The 16,846-nt window shown below is 69.8% G+C and carries 17 protein-coding genes and 2 tRNA genes; 5 read left to right on the plus strand and 14 right to left on the minus strand.

Features of this window, described 5'->3' with window-relative positions; translation table 11 throughout:
* Window positions 1–142: 142 nt before the first annotated feature.
* Window positions 143–1,201 (minus strand): UDP-N-acetylmuramate dehydrogenase, encoded by a 1,059-nt coding sequence (locus B7K23_RS01890; protein WP_084124621.1) that lies wholly within the window; start codon window positions 1,199–1,201, stop codon window positions 143–145.
* A 14-nt stretch (window positions 1,202–1,215) separates the two neighbouring features.
* Window positions 1,216–2,640, minus strand: coding sequence for an MFS transporter (locus B7K23_RS01895; RefSeq protein ID WP_084124623.1), 1,425 nt, complete (start codon window positions 2,638–2,640; stop codon window positions 1,216–1,218).
* A gap of 80 nt (window positions 2,641–2,720) precedes the next feature.
* Between B7K23_RS01895 and B7K23_RS01900 the strand changes: the two genes are divergently transcribed.
* Both B7K23_RS01900 and B7K23_RS01905 read left to right on the plus strand, forming a co-directional pair.
* Window positions 2,721–3,752 carry a LacI family DNA-binding transcriptional regulator gene (locus tag B7K23_RS01900; RefSeq protein WP_234996369.1) on the plus strand — a complete coding sequence of 344 codons (1,032 nt, stop codon included), beginning with the start codon at window positions 2,721–2,723 and terminating at the stop codon, window positions 3,750–3,752.
* A gap of 179 nt (window positions 3,753–3,931) precedes the next feature.
* Window positions 3,932–4,132, plus strand: a complete 201-nt coding sequence (locus B7K23_RS01905; RefSeq protein WP_143338040.1) for a hypothetical protein — start codon at window positions 3,932–3,934, stop codon at window positions 4,130–4,132.
* A 34-nt stretch (window positions 4,133–4,166) separates the two neighbouring features.
* Here the strand turns inward: B7K23_RS01905 and B7K23_RS01910 are convergent, their stop codons facing one another.
* The 6 genes from B7K23_RS01910 to B7K23_RS01935 all read right to left on the minus strand — a co-directional run bounded on the left by B7K23_RS01910 (window position 4,167) and on the right by B7K23_RS01935 (window position 6,622).
* The gene (locus B7K23_RS01910; RefSeq protein ID WP_084124629.1) at window positions 4,167–4,598 is read right to left on the minus strand and encodes a MaoC/PaaZ C-terminal domain-containing protein; all 432 of its coding nucleotides are present in this window, start codon (window positions 4,596–4,598) and stop codon (window positions 4,167–4,169) included.
* A complete protein-coding gene (locus B7K23_RS01915) occupies window positions 4,595–5,041 on the minus strand; it encodes a MaoC family dehydratase N-terminal domain-containing protein (RefSeq protein WP_084124631.1) in 447 nt (148 codons plus the stop codon). The genes B7K23_RS01910 and B7K23_RS01915 overlap by 4 nt, the downstream gene beginning before the upstream one ends.
* 34 nt (window positions 5,042–5,075) lie before the next feature.
* Window positions 5,076–6,095: an endonuclease/exonuclease/phosphatase family protein gene (locus B7K23_RS01920; RefSeq protein ID WP_084124633.1), complete on the minus strand. Its 1,020-nt coding sequence runs from the start codon at window positions 6,093–6,095 to the stop codon at window positions 5,076–5,078.
* A 115-nt stretch (window positions 6,096–6,210) separates the two neighbouring features.
* Window positions 6,211–6,375 (minus strand): 50S ribosomal protein L33, encoded by a 165-nt coding sequence (gene rpmG / locus B7K23_RS01925; RefSeq protein ID WP_062200684.1) that lies wholly within the window; start codon window positions 6,373–6,375, stop codon window positions 6,211–6,213.
* Between the two features lie 66 nt (window positions 6,376–6,441).
* Window positions 6,442–6,515 (minus strand) — tRNA-Met (locus B7K23_RS01930).
* A gap of 34 nt (window positions 6,516–6,549) precedes the next feature.
* Window positions 6,550–6,622 (minus strand) — tRNA-Thr (locus tag B7K23_RS01935).
* 120 nt (window positions 6,623–6,742) lie between these two features.
* Between B7K23_RS01935 and B7K23_RS01940 the strand changes: the two genes are divergently transcribed.
* On the plus strand, window positions 6,743–8,044 hold the full coding sequence (locus tag B7K23_RS01940; protein ID WP_143338041.1) for a winged helix-turn-helix domain-containing protein: 1,302 nt from the start codon (window positions 6,743–6,745) through the stop codon (window positions 8,042–8,044).
* Window positions 8,045–8,057: 13 nt separating this feature from the next.
* On the opposite strand, the gene B7K23_RS01945 is transcribed toward B7K23_RS01940, so the two are convergent.
* Together B7K23_RS01945 and B7K23_RS01950 are read right to left on the minus strand one after the other, a co-directional pair.
* Window positions 8,058–8,882: a sugar phosphate isomerase/epimerase gene (locus B7K23_RS01945; RefSeq protein WP_084124637.1), complete on the minus strand. Its 825-nt coding sequence runs from the start codon at window positions 8,880–8,882 to the stop codon at window positions 8,058–8,060.
* Window positions 8,883–8,893: 11 nt separating this feature from the next.
* A complete protein-coding gene (locus B7K23_RS01950; RefSeq protein WP_084124639.1) occupies window positions 8,894–10,117 on the minus strand; it encodes an MFS transporter in 1,224 nt (407 codons plus the stop codon).
* A 267-nt stretch (window positions 10,118–10,384) separates the two neighbouring features.
* On the opposite strand from B7K23_RS01950, the gene B7K23_RS01955 reads away from it, so the two are divergent.
* On the plus strand, window positions 10,385–11,767 hold the full coding sequence (locus B7K23_RS01955) for an aspartate aminotransferase family protein (RefSeq protein WP_084124641.1): 1,383 nt from the start codon (window positions 10,385–10,387) through the stop codon (window positions 11,765–11,767).
* A gap of 330 nt (window positions 11,768–12,097) precedes the next feature.
* On the opposite strand, the gene B7K23_RS01960 is transcribed toward B7K23_RS01955, so the two are convergent.
* The 4 genes from B7K23_RS01960 to B7K23_RS01975 are packed head-to-tail and all read right to left on the minus strand — an operon-like array spanning window position 12,098 to window position 16,103.
* The gene (locus B7K23_RS01960; RefSeq protein ID WP_307175040.1) at window positions 12,098–12,922 is read right to left on the minus strand and encodes an ABC transporter permease; all 825 of its coding nucleotides are present in this window, start codon (window positions 12,920–12,922) and stop codon (window positions 12,098–12,100) included.
* Window positions 12,919–13,782 (minus strand): ABC transporter permease, encoded by an 864-nt coding sequence (locus tag B7K23_RS01965; RefSeq protein ID WP_234996370.1) that lies wholly within the window; start codon window positions 13,780–13,782, stop codon window positions 12,919–12,921. Before B7K23_RS01965 ends, B7K23_RS01960 begins: the two co-directional genes overlap by 4 nt.
* A gap of 1 nt (window position 13,783) precedes the next feature.
* Entirely contained in the window at window positions 13,784–14,935 is a 1,152-nt protein-coding gene (locus B7K23_RS01970; RefSeq protein WP_084124645.1) for an ABC transporter ATP-binding protein, read from the minus strand.
* Window positions 14,922–16,103, minus strand: coding sequence for a spermidine/putrescine ABC transporter substrate-binding protein (locus B7K23_RS01975; RefSeq protein WP_159451271.1), 1,182 nt, complete (start codon window positions 16,101–16,103; stop codon window positions 14,922–14,924). Before B7K23_RS01975 ends, B7K23_RS01970 begins: the two co-directional genes overlap by 14 nt.
* A gap of 255 nt (window positions 16,104–16,358) precedes the next feature.
* On the opposite strand from B7K23_RS01975, the gene B7K23_RS01980 reads away from it, so the two are divergent.
* Window positions 16,359–16,835 (plus strand): Lrp/AsnC family transcriptional regulator, encoded by a 477-nt coding sequence (locus B7K23_RS01980; RefSeq protein WP_084124649.1) that lies wholly within the window; start codon window positions 16,359–16,361, stop codon window positions 16,833–16,835.
* The last annotated feature ends 11 nt before the right edge of the window (window positions 16,836–16,846 follow it).

The raw sequence follows: 16,846 nt of genomic DNA on the forward strand, positions 1-16,846 counted from the left end.
AACAACCCTGGGTGTCCACAGCCGGGCGGCGGCCGGGTTGGCGGGACGATGCGGCGGCCGGGTTGGCAGGCGATGCGGTTGCCGGGTTGGCAGACGATGCGGCGGCCGGGTCGGGAGCAGGCGGAGACGACGCCGGGGTCGGCTACAGCTCCGCGCCCACCAGCATCGGCTCGGGCACGAGGGTGATGCCGAAGCGCTCGGCCACGCCGTCGCGGATCACACGCGCGAGCTCGAGCAGGTCCGAGGCCGCGGCCCCGCCGCGGTTCGTGAGGGCCAGGGTGTGCTTGGTGCTGAGCGAGGCGGGGGCCCCCTCGCGCACCGCGAAGCCCTTGGGGAAGCCCGCGTGCTCGATCAGCCACGCCGCCGAGGTCTTCGCCATGCCCTCGCCCGCCGCGGGGTAGGCCGGGGCACCCTCGGGGATCGAGGACTCAGGGACGATGGGGTTGGTGAAGAACGAGCCCGCGGACCACGTGTCGTGGTCGGCGGGGTCGACGACCATGCCCTTCGACGCGCGCAGCGCGAGCACCGCCTCCCGCACCTCGGTGATCGGCACGCGAGTGCCAAGCTCGACGTCGAGCGCGGACGCGAGCTGCTGATACCGCACGGGTGCGGACAGCGACGCCATGCGCGTATGGAAGGTGACGTCGAGCACCACGTACCGCGGCGTCGGACCCCAAGGGCCGTCCGTCATGGTCCGCTTGAGCATCGAGTCGCGGTAGCCGAACTGCGCCTTGATCAGCGGGATCGACAGCACCGAGGACGTCTCGCGGTCCCACGTGCGGATCAGCGAGACGATCTCGCTGACCTCTGCGCCGTACGCGCCGACGTTCTGTACCGGCGTCGCGCCGGTAGAGCCCGGGATCCCAGACAGGGCCTCGAAGCCGCTCCACTGCGACGCGACCGCCTGCGCGACAAGATCGTCCCACCGCGTGCCTGCGGTCGCGGTGATCTCGACGCCCCCGCATGAACCATGGTTCGCGAGCGACACGTCCGCGCGGGCGTCGCGCACGACGACTCCATCGAAGCCGTCGTCACCGACGAGGAGGTTCGATCCGCCACCGACGACGAGCAGCGGGGCGCCGTCGGCGTCCGCGGCGCGGACCGCATCGATGAGCTCGGCCTCCGACTGCGCCTCGAACAGCGACCGGACGGGACCGCCGACGTGGAAGGTCGTGAGGTCGGCGAGGCGCGGGGCTGTCATGGGCTCCAGCGTAGTCAGCGGACCCGCCCCGCCGACCCCGGGGCGCCGGCGCAGCAGCCCTCGGACTCGTCGACGGCGTGCTCGCGAGAGCGGTCCTGACCGTCAGCGCCCGAGGGCGAGCGGACCTCCTTCTCGGCCAGCACGATGGACGACGCGGCGGCCTCGTCCGCCGCGACCACGGCCGAGTCGACGATGCGTGCCTCCTCGCGACGCGAGCGGTTGCGCTCCCCGGAGGAGCGCACTGCGTTCGCGAACGTCATGTTGATGGTGGCGGCCACCAGGACGACGAGGAGCGCGTAGCGCAGGTCCACGATCTCCGCCACGTGACCGACGAGCTGCGGGACGACGAGACCCGCAACGGTCGAGAACGAGGCGACGGCGGCCATCCGCGCCGCGGCGCGCGACGGGTCGTCCGCGGCCGCGGAGAAGCCGATCGGGGCGCCCAGGGCGGCGCCCATGCCCCAGAGCGCGGCGGCGACGGGGACCAGGGCCATGCTCGGCGCCAAGGCATAGAGCACCACGCCCGCCGCGACGAGGGTCGCCGAGACGCGCAGCGTCGCCACGCGGCCGAGCCGATCGATGACGGACGCTCCGAACCAGCGGACCGTCACCATCGCGACGACGAAGACCCAGTACATGAGGTCGGCGATCGACTCGGTCTGGCCGAAGTCGTCGACGACCGACAGCGGCAGCCACTGCGCGGCGATCATCTCCGTCATCGCGCCGGCGAGCACGATGAGACCGATGAGGACCACGTGCGGATCCCGGTACTCGGCCTTCGCAGTGGCGAACGGCCCGCCGACCGCGGCGCTCGCGGCCTCGAGGTCGGGGCGTCCGTCGATCGTGGACAGCGGCACGACCCACAGGCGGAGCAGCATCGAGGCAACGCCGACGACCGCGAAGTGGACCAGGGGCGGCACCCCCGCATGGGAGATGAGCGCGCCGATCCCGAGACCGACCGCCATGCCGATCGAGAAGCCCGCGTGGAACTGCGGCATGATCGCCCTGCCGACATACCGCTCGACGTTCGCCGCCTCGGCGTTCATCGCGACATTGGTGAAGGCGAAGGAGAAGCTCACCAAGAAGTAGCCTGCGGCGAAGACGGGCTTGCTCCCGATCTCGGTCCCGAGACCGACCGCCAGGATGGCCACGACGTAGGACGCGTTCGAGGCGTGGAGCAGCGGCCGGGTCCCGAAGCGGACCGCCGCCCAGCCCGTGAGCAGCAGCGCGGTGAGCGCGCCGGCGGCGCCGGAGATGAGCAGCGTGGCAAGCCCCGAGGGGCTGACGTCGAGCAGGTCGCGGATCGACGGCACGCGGCTCAGGAAGGTCGCGGTGAGCAGGCCGAGGAAGCCGAAGAGCAGCAGCACGCCGAGTCGCGCGCCCCTGATGCGGGCGGCGTCGGGCGCGGTGGTGGGTGCGTAGCGGGAGGTGAGAGTCATGGCTTCCTGGCCTCGAAACGTTTCGAACACCACGATGATACGGCTAACCTGGGCGCATGGCGCGCGCAGGCAGACCGACGATGACCGATGTCGCCGCGCTCGCCGGCGTCTCCGTCTCGACCGTCTCGCTCGCCTACTCCGGCGCCGGCCCGCTCACCGAGGCCACCCGTGAGAAGGTGATGACCGCAGCGGCCGAGCTCGGCTACGCGGGACCCTCCCCCGAGGCGCGCGCCCTGCGCTCGGGCCGCACCGGCATCGTCGGCGTCGTCGTCCACGAACGCCTCGTCCGCTCGTTCCGCGACCCCCTCCAGCTGCGGATCCTCGACGCGATCACCGAGGACCTGGGAGCGATGGGCATGGGAGTGCTGCTGGTCCCCTCCCCCGCGACGGCCGACGACCGCCCGCTGCTCGCCGGGGCCGCGATGGACGCCGCGATCGTCCTGCGTGTCCGCGACCACGACGAGCCCGCGCTCGAGATCCTGCGCCGCCGCGGCATCCCGATGGTCGCGATGGAGGCGCCCGAGGGGGCGGTCGGCGCCCACGTCACGATCGACGACGCGACCGCGACGCTCGCGCTCGTGCGTCGCCTCGTCGACCTCGGGCACGAGCGCATCGCGACCGTCACGGTGCCGATGACCGACCGCGCCCAGACCCGCCTCGTCTCCCCCGAGGACCTGCCCGATCCGATGTGGACCCCGGCCAGGCATCGTCTCGATGCCTTCGCGGCTGCCGGGATCGCACCGTGCGCGATCGTCGAGGCCGAGGCGTCGATGGTCGAGGCCGGCATCCAGGCGGGAAGGCTCCTGCTCGCTCATCCGTCGCGCCCGACCGCGGTGGCCTGCCAGTCCGACCTTCTCGCGGGTGGCGTGATCGTCGCGGCGCGCGAAGCCGGGCTCGAGGTACCGCGCGACCTCTCCGTCACGGGCTTCGATGGCCTGGACCTGCCGTGGCTCGCGCCGCTCACGCTCACCACGCAGGCCCAGGATGGCGCCGTCAAGGGCCATGCGATCGCGGGCGCGGTGCGCAACCTGCTCGCGGGCGAGGAGCCCGGCGAGATCCGCGTCGCCCTCGAGCTCCGCGAAGGCACCACGGTCGCCGCCCCGCGCGACTGACCGGAGACCCCCGGACGTCAGGACGCGAGCCGCGACGTCCGACCCGCGCCACGGTGACGGCACCCGCGCTCGCCGGTGCGGACGACTGTGGACTTCGTCACGACACCCGGGTCCCCGCATGCGCACGCCGGTACATTTGCGGTGACGCGGCGAGCGCTGCGGTGCTGAGGGGCACGGACATGAGCATCAGGAACCACGGGGAGACCCCCGGACGCCACGGGCACCGTTCGCCCGCGGATCGCGCGGACCGCCGCGCCACCCTGGCGGGGCTCGCCTTCGATCTCGACTCGAGCTTCCGCCGCGGCAGCAGGCTCACCCGTCTGTCACCCGAGCATTCGCCTGGCCGCGAAGGCCTGCCCGTCTCCCCCTCGCGCGCCTAGCAGCCGCGCAAGGCCGCTTGGGGCGGCGGAGCGCTCACACGCAGCGGACGATCGCCTGCGCCTTCATGAGGACCTTCTGGCCCTCGAACTCGACGGCGACGTCGATGCGAGCGGTGCGCGCCTCATCGTCCAGGGCGCCGACCGCGGCCGAGAAGGTGACGACGGCCTCCCCCGGGTTCGGCACCGGGATGGGGCGCGCGAAGCGGCACTGGAGATCGACGACGTTGCCAGGTCCCGCCCACTCCTCGACGACCGAGGCGGCGGTGCCCATGGTGAGCATGCCGTGCGCGATCACGCCCGGCAGCCCGACGGACTCGGCGAACGCGTCGTTGTAGTGGATGGGGTTGAAGTCGCCCGAGGCGCCGGCGTAGCGGACGAGCGTGTCGCGCGTGAACGGCACCTCGCGCGTCGCGACGACCTGCCCCTTCTCGAGCCCCTCGAACGTGGGGGCGTCCTGCGCGCTCATGCGTCCTCCCTCACGGCCAGGGTCGAGATCACGGTCGACACGGGAGCACCGTCGAGGTCGACGAGCTCGGCCCGCGTGGTCACGGTGGACACCCCCCCGCGGCTGACGACCTTGTCGATGTGGATCGTGGTCGAGATCTCGTCACCGGCGACGATCGGGCGGTGATGCGTGAACCGCTCGTCCGCGTGGACGACCTTGGAGAAGTCGACGCCGACCTCGGGGTCCTGGACCACGTGGAACTCGGCGCGCTGCGCGATCACGACCGCGAAGGTGGTCGGGGCGACGAGGTCGGCATAGCCCTCGGCGGCGGCCGCATCGACGTCGCGGTGCGCGAACGAGCGGGCGTCCACCGCCTCGGCGAACTCGCGGATCTTGGCGCGCGAGACCTCGTAGGGCTCGTGCGGGCCGTAGCTGCGGCCCTGGGCATCGGGGTTCACTGGCACATCGCCAGCCTAGCGAAGCGGGACGATGCCGCACTCAGTCGAGCGCGTACGTCACCACGAGCGCGCGATGGTCGGCGCCGGTCAGAGACACGGTCTCCACGGACGATGCCGCCCATTCCAGGTCCCTTGCCATCACGTGGTCGATGGCCACGACGGGGAACGGAAGCCGACCCTCGGGGAACGTCGGCATGAACCCCGCACCCGCATCGTCCACGGCATCGACGAAGCCGTCCTCCTCGAGAGCACCGAGACCCGCGTGGTCAAGGGTCGCGTTGAGGTCGCCGACGATCATCATGGGGCCGTCGGTCTCGGCGGCCACCTTCCGCAGCTGTGCGAGATCCGACGACCAGGCCTCGTGATCGAACAGCCCCGGGGCAGCTGGATGCGCCACGAGCACCGTGAACGGCTGGCCTCCGACCTCGGTCGTGGCATAGACCGTGTGGGAGACGAAGCCGTCGAGGACCAGCTCCAGGTCGATGTCGGCCGCGGAGAAGAGCCCTGCTCCGCCGAACCCCTCGGCCGGGGTCGCCTTCCATGACGGCAGCGCGTCGGCGAGGCCCGCCGCGAGAAGCGCGTCGAGCGAGTCGGGCGTGAGCTCCTCGACAGCGAGCAGATCCACGCCCCGCTCGCGCACCAGCGCGACCACCTCGTCGGCGTCGACCTCACCGAACGTCGCGTTGACAGTCGCGACCGTGAGGGTGCTCCCCGGCCCGACCCCCTGAGCGTCGTAGTCCACGGCGGGATCCGAGGTGAACAGCGGGGCCACCCACGCAAGCGAGACGGCTGCGACGATCACGGACACCGCGAGCGCCCTGGGCGCACGCGCAATGGCCGCGGCGACCGCGAGCACGAGCCAGCCGAGCGTGAACCACGGTGTGAACGCGACAGCGTAGGCGAGAGGACCTGCCTCGACTCCCGTGAGGCGGGCCAGGAAGGGCACGAGCAGCGCCACCATCGCGACCAGCAGCACCTGCTCCCCCACGCCCAGGCGCGGCCGCGTCCTCCAGCCCCGCTGGGCCGACGCATCGTCCCTCACCGAATCCCCCTGATCCATGCCGAGATCATGGCACGACCGCCTGACACCGAGGAGCGCCTGTGGACACGACGAAGCCCCCACCCTGTTCCCAGGACGGGGGCTTCGGTTCAGCAGCCTTGCGGCCGCGAAGCAGTTAGCGCGTCTCGCGGTGCGCGGTGTGCTTGCCGCACTTCGGGCAGAACTTGGAGAGCTCCACACGGTCGGGGTTGTTGCGACGGTTCTTGCGCGTGATGTAGTTGCGGTTCTTGCAGTCCACGCACGCGAGCGTGATCTTCGGGCGAACGTCGTTCTTTGCCATGGGTCTCTCCCAGCCTTCGAGGACGCGCTCTACAGCGCGAAGGCCCGGAAGATCTCCGGGCCTCAGTAGCGAGGGCGGGGCTCGAACCCGCGACCTCACGATTATGAGTCGTGCGCTCTAACCAGCTGAGCTACCCCGCCACGGTTCGACGCTCGTGAGAAGCGTCGAACTGAGAGCCCCGACAGGGAATCGAACCCTGGACCTTTTCCTTACCATGGAAACGCTCTGCCGACTGAGCTATCGGGGCCAGCCGGAATAGGTTACACGCCACAGGGCCCGAATGCGAAATCGAGTCGCAGGGCCCGCTCGACCGCCGCATGCGCGCCCGGTCGGTCCGGTGTCGGACCCCTCTCCTAGAGTGTCGCTCATGACCGAGTCCCTGTCAGCGGCGCAGGCGCGCCGGGTGTTCCTGAACGCCCAGTCGCTCGCGCGGAGGCGTCCCTCGCGACGGCCCCGCGCGGCGGACTTCCAGGCATACCTCGACGCTCAGGGCGTGCTGCAGCTCGACACCGTCAACGTGCTCGCGCGGGCGCACTACCTGCCGCTGTACTCGCGATTCGGGCCGTACTCGCGCGACGCGCTCGACTCGCACCTGTGGGGCGATCCGGAGGGCCACTCCGCGCACGCGTTCGAGCACTGGGGACACGAGGCGTCGGTCATGGCACGCGACCTGCTGCCCGAGATGCACCACCGCATGCGCGGCAGGACCAGCTGGAAGGCGCACACCCGCGAGCGGCTCGAGTCCGAGCGTCCGGGGCTGCTCGCCCAGGTGCGCGCCGCAGCCGAGGCCTCGGGCCCGGCGACCGCCGGCGACCTCCAGCACCTCGCGCCCCACGAGGGGCCGCGAGGCCCATGGTGGGACTCGACCCACGTCAAGGACGCGCTTGAGTACCTCTTCATCACCGGAGCGCTCGCGGCATCGCGCGGCCGACACTTCTCGCGCACGTACGACGCGACCACCCGGGCCTGGGGGCTCCCTCCCGCAGACGACGCGGAGGCCGGGTGGGGGCTGCCGGCCCGCGAGGCGCATCAGCGGCTGTTCGACCGGGCGCTGTCCGCGACGGGCATCGGCACCGTCAAGGACCTGTGCGATCACTTCAGGCTGCCGCTGGCGCCGGGGGCGAGACAGGGCGGTGGCGAGGGCGGCAAGGCGTGGGCGGAGTCTGCGGTCGAACGAGGGATCGCGCGCTGGGTGTCCGTCGAAGACTGGAAGGAGCCCGCGCTGCTCGCGACCGCCGCGCCAGACGCCCCCGCGTGGCATCGTCCCGCGTCGGACCCTGGCCGCGCGACGGGCGCAGCCCTGCTGAGCCCCTTCGATCCCGCCGCATGGTTCAGGCCCCGCCTGCTGCGCATGTTCGGGATGGACTACCGGATCGAGATCTACACGCCCGAGCCCAAGCGCATCTACGGCTACTACTGCCTGCCTTTCCTGCTCGGCGACCAGATGGTCGGGCGCGCGGACCTCAAGGCGGACCGCAAGGCCCGCGCGCTGCTGGTGCAGGCCGCGTGGCGCGAGGAGCGCCCGGCGCCGGGCGCCAGGCGCCGGACGGACGACGAGATCGCGTCAGCCCTGCGGACCGAGCTGGACCTCATGGCGTCGTGGCTCGGACTGGACGAGGTTCGCATCGTCCCGCGCGGGAACCTCGCGCCCGCACTGGCCGACGCCTGACTCGCGCGGGACGTCAGAGCACGGAGCGGGTCGCGGCCGCCGCGCGCGCCACGGCCTCCTCGAGCGGAAGCTCCAGGAACCACGGCGCAGGCATCTCGACGCCCCACGGACCCACGTAGCCGATCTCACGCAGCATCGTCACGAGCCCGCGCACGTCCCACTCGCCCTCGCCCGGGAGCTCGCGCGCGGTGTTGGCATCGACGAGCATGTCGACACCCGGCTTCTTGGGACCGCGGCCGTCGCACAACTCGACCGCCATCACATGCGCAGGGTCCAGAGCGGCGCGCAGCGTCTCGAGGGTCGAGCCGCCGCGGACCACGTGCCAGTAGTCGATGACGATGCCGCCGTTCGGGTGGCCCGCCCCCTGGACGAAGCGCGCGCCGTCCTCGACCGTGCGCAGGTGGGAGAACGGCAGGGGTTCGATCACGGCCTGCGCACCGATACCAGCGGAGCGCTCGGCGAAACGCACCCACGGGTCGCGCAGATCCCACAGGGGGCGCGACGGGTTGTCGAGGTCGGGCGCGGCCTTGATCTGCGTCGCCCCGATGCCCGCGGCGAGGGCGAACGCCTCGTCCAGCGCGCCCGCCGCATCGTCCTCCCACCAGTTCCACACGAGCTCGACCTGCCGGTGGGTGATCCCCAGGGAGTCCATCTCGGCGGCGATCGCGTCGAGGTCACGGCCTCGCAGGTCGCCGAAGAGGAAGTCGGCGCCCGAGAAGCCGTGGGCCGCGATGGTGCGCAGGCGCTCGATCGGCTCGTGCGGGCTCTTCGGGTCGTCCGCGAAGGGATCGATCGCGCCCGCGAAGGTCCAGCAGGTCGCGAGAAGGTCGTCGGTCATGAGAGGTCCTTTCAGCGGGCCGTACGGGAGTCGTCCGCGTCGGCGAAGCGACCCGCGCCCGCGAATGCGGCCAGCGCGACCACGCCGAGCAGGACGGCGAAGACGATGCCGGTCCAGGTCAGCCCGACCGCGGTCGACAGCGCGCCCGCCGCGATCACCGGCACGGAGATGGACAGGTAGGAGACGAGGAAGTAGGCGGTGGTCACCTGCGTGCGCGAGTCGGGCGGAGTCGCCCCCGTCACCGCGCGCATGCCGGCCATGAACAGCAGCCCCTGCCCCGCGCCGCCGAGCGCCGACGAGGCGAGCAGCAGCGGCAGCGAGGTCGCCGCGAGCGCGACCACGAACAGCACCATGCTCACGGCCAGCGCCACGGCTCCGATCCGCACGAGCGAGCGGTCGGAGCGGCGCTTGAGGGAGATCTGCGCGACCGCGGACGCACCGAAGAACAGGAACGTCACGAAGCCCATGACTGCGGGGGCGCTGACGTCGAGAACGGACCCCATGAAGTTAGGCAGCAGAGCGGCGAAGATGCCCGACACCGCGAAGCCGGCGACCGCGCCCACGGAGGCCGTCGCGAACAGGCCACGCACCTCCGGGTGAAGGCGGGGCAGCCGCAGCCCGCGGGGAGCGTCCGGCCTGCGCCCACGCTCGCGCACCTGCCACAGGGCGACCACGCCGATCACGAGGAGCATCGCATGGACGACGAAGGGCGCGCGCAGCGGGGAGGACGCGACCTGCGCGACGGCGCCTGCCATGAGCATGCCGAGGCCGAGGCCGCCGATGTTCGACGCGGTCGCGAGCGAGGCCGCGAGCCGGGACTTGCCCTCGGGCGCGTTCTCGAGGACAACGACGGTGCCGGTCGCGGTGAGGATGCCCGCCGCGAGCCCGGACAGCACGCGCCCGACGAACAGCGGCCACAGGGCGTCGGACGCGAAGAACACCGCGGCCGAGGCGACCGACAGCACCAGGCCCGCGAGCAGCAGGGGGCGGCGGCCGAGTACGTCGGAGAGCGTGCCGAAGAGCACGAGCGAGGCGATCACCCCCGCCGCGTAGATCGCGTACAGCACGGTCGTGGTCGCGCTGCCGAATCCGAACCTGTCCTCATACAGCGGGTACAGCGGGGTCGGCATGGTCGTGCCCATCATCACGACCGCGAGGACGTACGACGCGGCGGCGAGGCTCAGCGCGGTCGCAGGTAGGGCGCGCGTCGAGGTCGCCGCGTCGGTGGTCGTCATGCAGGGGTGCTCCTTGAATCTCACACGCTGTCGTGCACGCACGCCGTGTCGTACACGTGCGGTGCAAGCCGATCCGGGGCCCGGAAATTCCCTCGAGGGCCTCTCCGCTCCCTTCTCGGACCACCCGCGGTGGGTGCGGATTGCATAGCGATGAGCGTTCCCAACAATGCATACCGTTCCAACGAGCGCCAGATTGATGCGGAATCGTTTGTTAAATCGCTGTTGCGGCGGTTGCCAATCGTCGGAGCATCCCGGACCATTGGACACATGGATCACACCGCGATGCAGGAGTCCGCGAAGCGGCATCTCTGGATGCACTTCACCGACCACACCCGCTACGAGAGCGCCGACGTCCCCATCATCGTGCGGGGCGAGGGCGCCTACATCTACGACGACAAGGGCAAGCGCTACCTCGACGGGCTCGCGGGCCTGTTCGTGAGCCAGGCCGGCCACGGCCGCACCGAGCTCGCCGAAGCCGCCGCGAAGCAGGCGCAGGAGCTCGCGTTCCACCCGATCTGGTCGTACGCGCACCCGCGTGCGATCGAGCTCGCGGAGCGGCTCGCGAGCCACGCCCCCGGCGACCTCAACCGCGTGTTCTTCACCTCGGGCGGCGGCGAGGCCGTCGAGTCCGCGTGGAAGCTCGCGAAGAACTACTTCAAGCTCGTCGGCAAGCCGATGAAGCACAAGGTCATCAGCCGCGCGGTCGCGTATCACGGCACCACCCAGGGCGCGCTGTCGATCACCGGCCTGCCCGGCCTCAAGGCGCAGTTCGAGCCGCTCGTGCCGTCGACCTTCCGCGTGCCGAACACCAACATCTACCGCGCCGAGGAGATGACCGGCGGGCTGCTCGACGGCTCGGACCCGGAGGCCTTCGCCAAGTGGGCCGCCGACCAGATCGAGATCGCCATCCTCAACGAGGGCGCCGACACCGTCGCCGCGGTGTTCCTCGAGCCCGTGCAGAACGCTGGCGGCTGCTTCCCGCCGCCTCCCGGCTACTGGCAGCGCGTGCGCGAGATCTGCGACCGCTACGACGTGCTGCTCGTCTCGGACGAGGTCATCTGCGCGTACGGCCGCCTGGGCGAGATGTTCGGGGCGCTGCGCTACGACTACCTGCCCGACATCATCACGTCCGCCAAGGGCCTCACCTCGGGCTACGCCCCCATGGGCGCGATGATCGCCTCGGACCGCCTCATGGAGCCGTTCCTCGCCAAGGGCGAGATGTTCGCGCACGGCTATACGTGGGGCGGCCACCCGGTCGGCTCCGCGGTCGCGCTCGCGAACCTCGACCTTTTCGAGCGCGAGGACCTGCTCGGCAACGTCCGCCGCAACGAGGACGCGTTCCTCGCGACGCTGTCCAAGCTGCTCGACCTGCCGATGGTCGGCAACGTCCGCGGCGCCGGCTACTTCTACGGCATCGAGCTCGTGAAGGACAGCGCCACCAAGGAGTCGCTCTCCGCGGAGGAGTGTGAGCGGATCCTCTACGGCTTCCTCTCCCCCGCGCTCTACGAGGCCGGGCTGTACTGCCGTGCCGACGACCGCGGCGACCCCGTCATCCAGCTCTCGCCGCCGCTCATCATCGGCCAGAAGGAGTTCGACGAGATGGAGTCGATCCTGCGCGACGTCATCACGCGGGCCCAGGCGCTGCTGTAGCCCCATACGGGCCACGCCCGCTCGGCCCGCGCTTAACACGACGGGGAAGGGGACGATGCTGCGGCATCGTCCCCTTTCTCATGCCCGGCCCCGCGCCGTCCGGGCCGCGGCGGGTCCCCAACCCGCGCATCGTCCTCGTCCTGCCATGCACTCCGCACGGATCCGCGGCCAACCCGCGAGCGTGTCGACCCCTGATTGGGGCGTGTCGCCGGGGTGTCGCGCTCGGATCCGTGCGGAGTGCATACGCGGCTGCGGGCGCGGACGCGACGAGGGGGACGATGCCGCATGCATCGTCCCCCTCGTGGAGCCCGTCTCAGTGAGGCGGTCCCCCTAGAAGGCAGCCGCCTTGCCCTTGGCCCGGCGACGCGACATGACCTCGCCGCCGATCACGACCGACAGCGCGATGATGAACATGAGCGTGCCGATCACGTTGACCTGCATCGGGATGGCGCGCTGCGCGGCACCCCACACGAACATCGGGAAGGTCACCGTGGTGCCCGAGTTGAGGTTCGTGATGATGAAGTCGTCGAACGACAGCGAGAACGCGAGCAGAGCGGCCGACAGGATGCCCGGGAACACCAGCGGGAAGGTGATGCGCCAGAACGTCTGCCACTCGTTCGCGTACAGGTCCGACGCGGCCTTCTCGAGGTTCGAGTCGAGCCCCGCGAGGCGCGACCTCACGGTCACGACGACGAACGAGATGTTGAACATGATGTGGGCGATGAGGATCGTCCAGAAGCCGAGCTGACCGCCGAAGCCCGCCGCCACGAACAGCGCGAGGAGCGACGAGCCCATGACGATCTCGGGAGTCGCCATCGGCAGGAACAGCATGAGGTTCATGGTCGAGCGGCCCTCGAAGCGGTGACGCACGAGCGCGAACGCCGCGAGCGTGCCGATCGTGGTCGACACGAGCGTCGACAGCAGGCCGATGCTGATGCTGACCTGGAGCGCCTCGCACATGCCCTGCGGCTCGCACGGGTTCAGCCAGTTGTCCCACGTGAACGCCTGGAACGTGTAGAGGTTCCGCGACTCCGAGGAGTCGTTGAACGACATCAGCGCGACGATCATGTTCGGGATGTACATGTAGATCAGCACGAGGATGCCCAGCGTGAGCATCAGGTGCTTGCCGATCCAGCTTCCGAGTCGGGTGATCACAGGAGGTCCTCCGTTCCCGCGCGGCGGACATAGAACAGGACCATGCCCACGATCAGCACCATCAGGATCACCGACAGCGCAGCCGCGTGCGGATAGTCGCTCGCGTCCGTGAACAGCGTCTGGATCTTGTTACCGACCATCTGCGTGTTCGGGTTTCCGAGCAGATCCGAGTTGATGTAGTCGCCCGAGGCCGGGATGAAGGTCAGCAGCGTGCCTCCGACCACACCCGGCAGCGACAGCGGCCAGATCACCTTCGTGAAGCGCTGCCACGGGCTCGAGTAGAGGTCCGCCGCGGCCTCGTTGAGGCGCGGGTCGATCTTCTCGAGGCTCGTGTACAGCGGCAGGATCATGAACGGCAGGAAGTTGTACGTGAGACCCATGACCACCGCGAACGGCGTCGCCAGCAGTCGCCCGTCCTCACCGAGGATGTGCAGCCACTGGAGGGACTCGACGAGCCAGCCGTTGTCCGCGAGGATCAGCTTCCACGACAGCGTGCGCACCAGGAAGGACGTGAAGAACGGCGCGATCACGAGGACCAGCATCACGTTCTTCCAGCGCCCCGCCTTGAACGCGATCGCGTAGGCGAGCACGTAGCCGAGGATCAGGCACAGCACGGTCGCGATGCCGGCGTACCAGAGCGACCTGGCCATGTACGGCCAGTAGTCGCCGAGCGCCTCCACGTAGTTCTGGATGCGGAACGTCATCTGGTAGCCGGTGATCGGCGAGCCCGCCGGGTCCGACAGCGACGTGCTGAGCAGCGACAGCATCGGGAACGCGAAGAACGCCGCGAGCCACAGCGCCGCCGGTCCGATTAGCCAGTAGGCGGTGTTCTTGCCGAACACCCTCTGGAGGGCCGCCACGTCAGTCCTCCTCGGTGATGCCCGCCTCGGCGTCCTGAGCGGAGTCGAGGAGGAACGCGAACTCGGGGCGCCACGACACGTCGACCTTGGTGCCGACGGGGATGAGCCCGCCGCGGCGACCCGTGTTCTGCTCGAAGCAGGTGATCTCCTGGCCCCAGGGCATGCGGATCGTGTAGTCGGTCGAGACGCCGATGTAGCTGACGTCCGTGACCACCGCGCCCGGCAGGCTCGCGCCAGGGGCGTCGAGCGACTGGCCCTCGGGCTGGATGAGCACCTTCTCGGGACGGATGCCGATCCAGCCCTCCTTGGCATCCGTGTGGACGCGGCTGGCCTTGATCGACGCGACCGTGCCGTACAGATCGACCTTGACGACCTCGTCGGCGCCCGACCCCTCGCGTCCGAGCACCTTGCCCTTGATGAGGTTGGTGCGGCCGAGGAAGTTGGCGACGAACGTCGTGTGGGGGTTCGTGTACAGCTCGTACGGCGCGCCGAGCTGCTCGATCCGCCCCTCGTTCATGACCGCGACGGTGTCGGCCATGGTCATGGCCTCCTCCTGGTCGTGGGTCACGTGCACGAACGTGAGGCCGACCTCCTCCTGGATGCGCTTGAGCTCCACCTGCATCGCGCGACGCAGCTTGAGGTCGAGCGCGCCGAGCGGCTCGTCGAGCAGCAGCACGTCGGGGCGGTTGATCAGCGCGCGAGCAAGCGCCACGCGCTGCTGCTGACCGCCGGAGAGCTGAGCCGGCTTCTTGTTCGCCTGCTCGGTGAGCTCGGTGAGCGCCAGGATCTCCTTGACGGAGTCCTTCGGGTCCTTCACGCCACGGCGCTTGGGACCGAACGCCACGTTCTCCGCGATCGTGAGATGCGGGAAGAGCGCGTAGTTCTGGAACACCGTGTTCACGGGCCGCTTGTACGGCTTCGCGGCGGTGATGTCCTGCTCGCCGATGTGGATCGAGCCCTTGGTGACGTCCTCGAGCCCGGCGACCATGCGCAGGGTCGTGGTCTTGCCGCAGCCGGACGGGCCGAGCAGGGCGAAGAACGATCCCTGCGGGATCACCAGGTCGAGCGACTGGACTGCGACGAAGCCGTTGGGGTAACGCTTGTGGAGACCGGTGAGCGTGAGGTCTCCGCGCACACCATCAGCCAATGACATCTGCGAACTCCTGCTCGTACGCGGAGGCGTCGGACTCGGACAGGGCCATGAAGCCGTGCGTCTGCTTGAGGTAGTCGTCGGTCGGGAAGATCAGCGGGTTGTCGACGAGCGACGGGTCGATCTTCTCCATCTCGGCCTGCGCACCCTCGACCGGGCACACGTACCAGACGTAGGCGGCGAGCTTCGCGGCCTGCACCGGGTCGAAGTAGAAGTCGATGAGCTTCTCGGCGTTCGCCTTGTGCTGGCCCTGGACCGGCACGATCATGTTGTCCGACCAGATCATCATGCCCTCCTCCGGCGGGAGGAAGACCAGGTTCTCGTCCTCGGCGGCGGCCACGTCACCGGACCACGCGACGCACGCGGCGATGTTGCCCGCGGCGAGGTCGTTGACGTACTCGTTGCCGGTGAACGCGCGGATCTGGCCGTCGGTGCGCGCCTTGGACAGCGCCTCGAGCGCGGTGCCCCACTCGTCCGAGGTGAAGTTCTCCGGGTCGGCGCCATTGGCCAGCAGCATGAGGCCCATGGTGTCGCGCATCTCGGTCAGCAGCGTGACCTTGCCCTTGAGGTCCGAGCGCGTGAGGAGCTCGTTCATGTTCGCGACCTCGCCGACGAGCGACTTGTTGTACGCGATGCCGGTGAAGCCCGACTGCCACGGCGCGGAGTACTCGCGGTTCGGGTCCCAGCCCACGCCCTGGAGCGAGGAGATGAGGTTCTTGTCGACGTTGGGGATGTTCGCCTTGTCGAGCTTCTGGATCCAGCCGGCGTCGATCATGCGCGCGGCCATCCAGTCGGTGAGCACGAACATGTCGCGGCCGGTCGGCTGGCAGGCGCCGAGCTGGTTGCGGACCTTCGCGAAGAACTCGACGTTGTCGTTGACGTCGGGCGTGTAGGTGACGTCGATGCCCGTCTCCTGCTCGAACGTCGTGAGGGTCGAGACGTAGTCGCCGTCGTCCTCGTCGATGTACTCGGGCCAGTTCGACATGTTCAGCGTGGCCTCGGAGTCCGACAGGTCGGTCGTGACGCAGTCGGCGGTGTCGCTGCTGCCGCCACCGCGGTTCATGAGCGCAAAGCCTCCGACGGCCGCCGCCGCGACTCCGCCTCCGATGATGAGCCCGCGACGCGAGACACCCTTCTTCGTGGTCTCCTCAGGGGTCATTTCCTCAGACATGTCGCCGTCCTCACTTGTAGGGGCGGTGACACCGAGACTCGCAGCCGATGTCACCTCTGCGGTGGGGCACCCTGCACCGGCAGGATGTTGGTGGCGATACTGGCATGGAATCCCGCTTTCGGCGAGCCTTTTCGCGGCAAAGTGGCCCAATCGCAACGGATCCCGCAGAAGATTTAACACCTGCGTAACGAAAACGTAGCCTGAGGGCCGTTTTCGGGTTGACCGACGCAACATTGGGCGGCAACACTGCCAGACATGACGTCACCCGAGGCCCCGAAGTCCCCCGCCGCGCTCGATCAGATCAACAAGGTGATCATCGAGCAGCTCCAGCAGGACGGCCGCACCTCCTACGCCGCGATCGGCAAGGTCGTGGGGCTGTCCGAGGCGGCTGTTCGTGCGCGCGTCCAGCGGCTCCTGGACACCGGCGTGCTGCAGATCATCGGCGTCACCAACCCGATGGAGCTCGGCTTCGCGCGCCAGGCGATGGTCGGCGTCAAGGTGTCGGGTCCGCTCGAGCCGGTCGCGGCCGCGCTCGAGGCGCTCGAGGCGGTGGACTACGTGGTGATCACCGCAGGCAGCTTCGACATCCTCGTCGAGGTCGTGTGCGAGTCCGACCACCACCTGCTCGAGCTCGTCAGCTCGTCGATCCGGACCGTGCCCGGGGTCGTCGGCACGGAGATCTTCATGTACCTCGAGCTGCGCAAGCAGACGTACTCGTGGGGCGTGCGGTGATCACCGGCCGG

This window comes from Demequina sp. NBRC 110054 (assembly GCF_002090115.1).
In the GTDB taxonomy this organism is placed as follows: domain Bacteria; phylum Actinomycetota; class Actinomycetes; order Actinomycetales; family Demequinaceae; genus Demequina.

Excerpts from the sequence above, each read along its gene's own strand:
- B7K23_RS01955 (WP_084124641.1), top strand. The coding sequence starts at position 10,385 with ATGGATCACACCGCGATGCAGGAGTCCGCGAAGCGGCATCTCTGGATG.
- B7K23_RS01945 (WP_084124637.1), bottom strand. The coding sequence starts at position 8,882 with ATGACCGACGACCTTCTCGCGACCTGCTGGACCTTCGCGGGCGCGATC.
- rpmG (WP_062200684.1), bottom strand. The coding sequence starts at position 6,375 with ATGGCAAAGAACGACGTTCGCCCGAAGATCACGCTCGCGTGCGTGGAC.
- B7K23_RS01910 (WP_084124629.1), bottom strand. The coding sequence starts at position 4,598 with ATGAGCGCGCAGGACGCCCCCACGTTCGAGGGGCTCGAGAAGGGGCAG.
- B7K23_RS01980 (WP_084124649.1), top strand. The coding sequence starts at position 16,359 with ATGACGTCACCCGAGGCCCCGAAGTCCCCCGCCGCGCTCGATCAGATC.
- B7K23_RS01975 (WP_159451271.1), bottom strand. The coding sequence starts at position 16,103 with ATGTCTGAGGAAATGACCCCTGAGGAGACCACGAAGAAGGGTGTCTCG.
- B7K23_RS01950 (WP_084124639.1), bottom strand. The coding sequence starts at position 10,117 with ATGACGACCACCGACGCGGCGACCTCGACGCGCGCCCTACCTGCGACC.
- B7K23_RS01900 (WP_234996369.1), top strand. The coding sequence starts at position 2,721 with ATGACCGATGTCGCCGCGCTCGCCGGCGTCTCCGTCTCGACCGTCTCG.
- B7K23_RS01970 (WP_084124645.1), bottom strand. The coding sequence starts at position 14,935 with ATGTCATTGGCTGATGGTGTGCGCGGAGACCTCACGCTCACCGGTCTC.
- B7K23_RS01895 (WP_084124623.1), bottom strand. The coding sequence starts at position 2,640 with ATGACTCTCACCTCCCGCTACGCACCCACCACCGCGCCCGACGCCGCC.
- B7K23_RS01905 (WP_143338040.1), top strand. The coding sequence starts at position 3,932 with ATGAGCATCAGGAACCACGGGGAGACCCCCGGACGCCACGGGCACCGT.
- B7K23_RS01940 (WP_143338041.1), top strand. The coding sequence starts at position 6,743 with ATGACCGAGTCCCTGTCAGCGGCGCAGGCGCGCCGGGTGTTCCTGAAC.
- B7K23_RS01890 (WP_084124621.1), bottom strand. The coding sequence starts at position 1,201 with ATGACAGCCCCGCGCCTCGCCGACCTCACGACCTTCCACGTCGGCGGT.
- B7K23_RS01920 (WP_084124633.1), bottom strand. The coding sequence starts at position 6,095 with ATGGATCAGGGGGATTCGGTGAGGGACGATGCGTCGGCCCAGCGGGGC.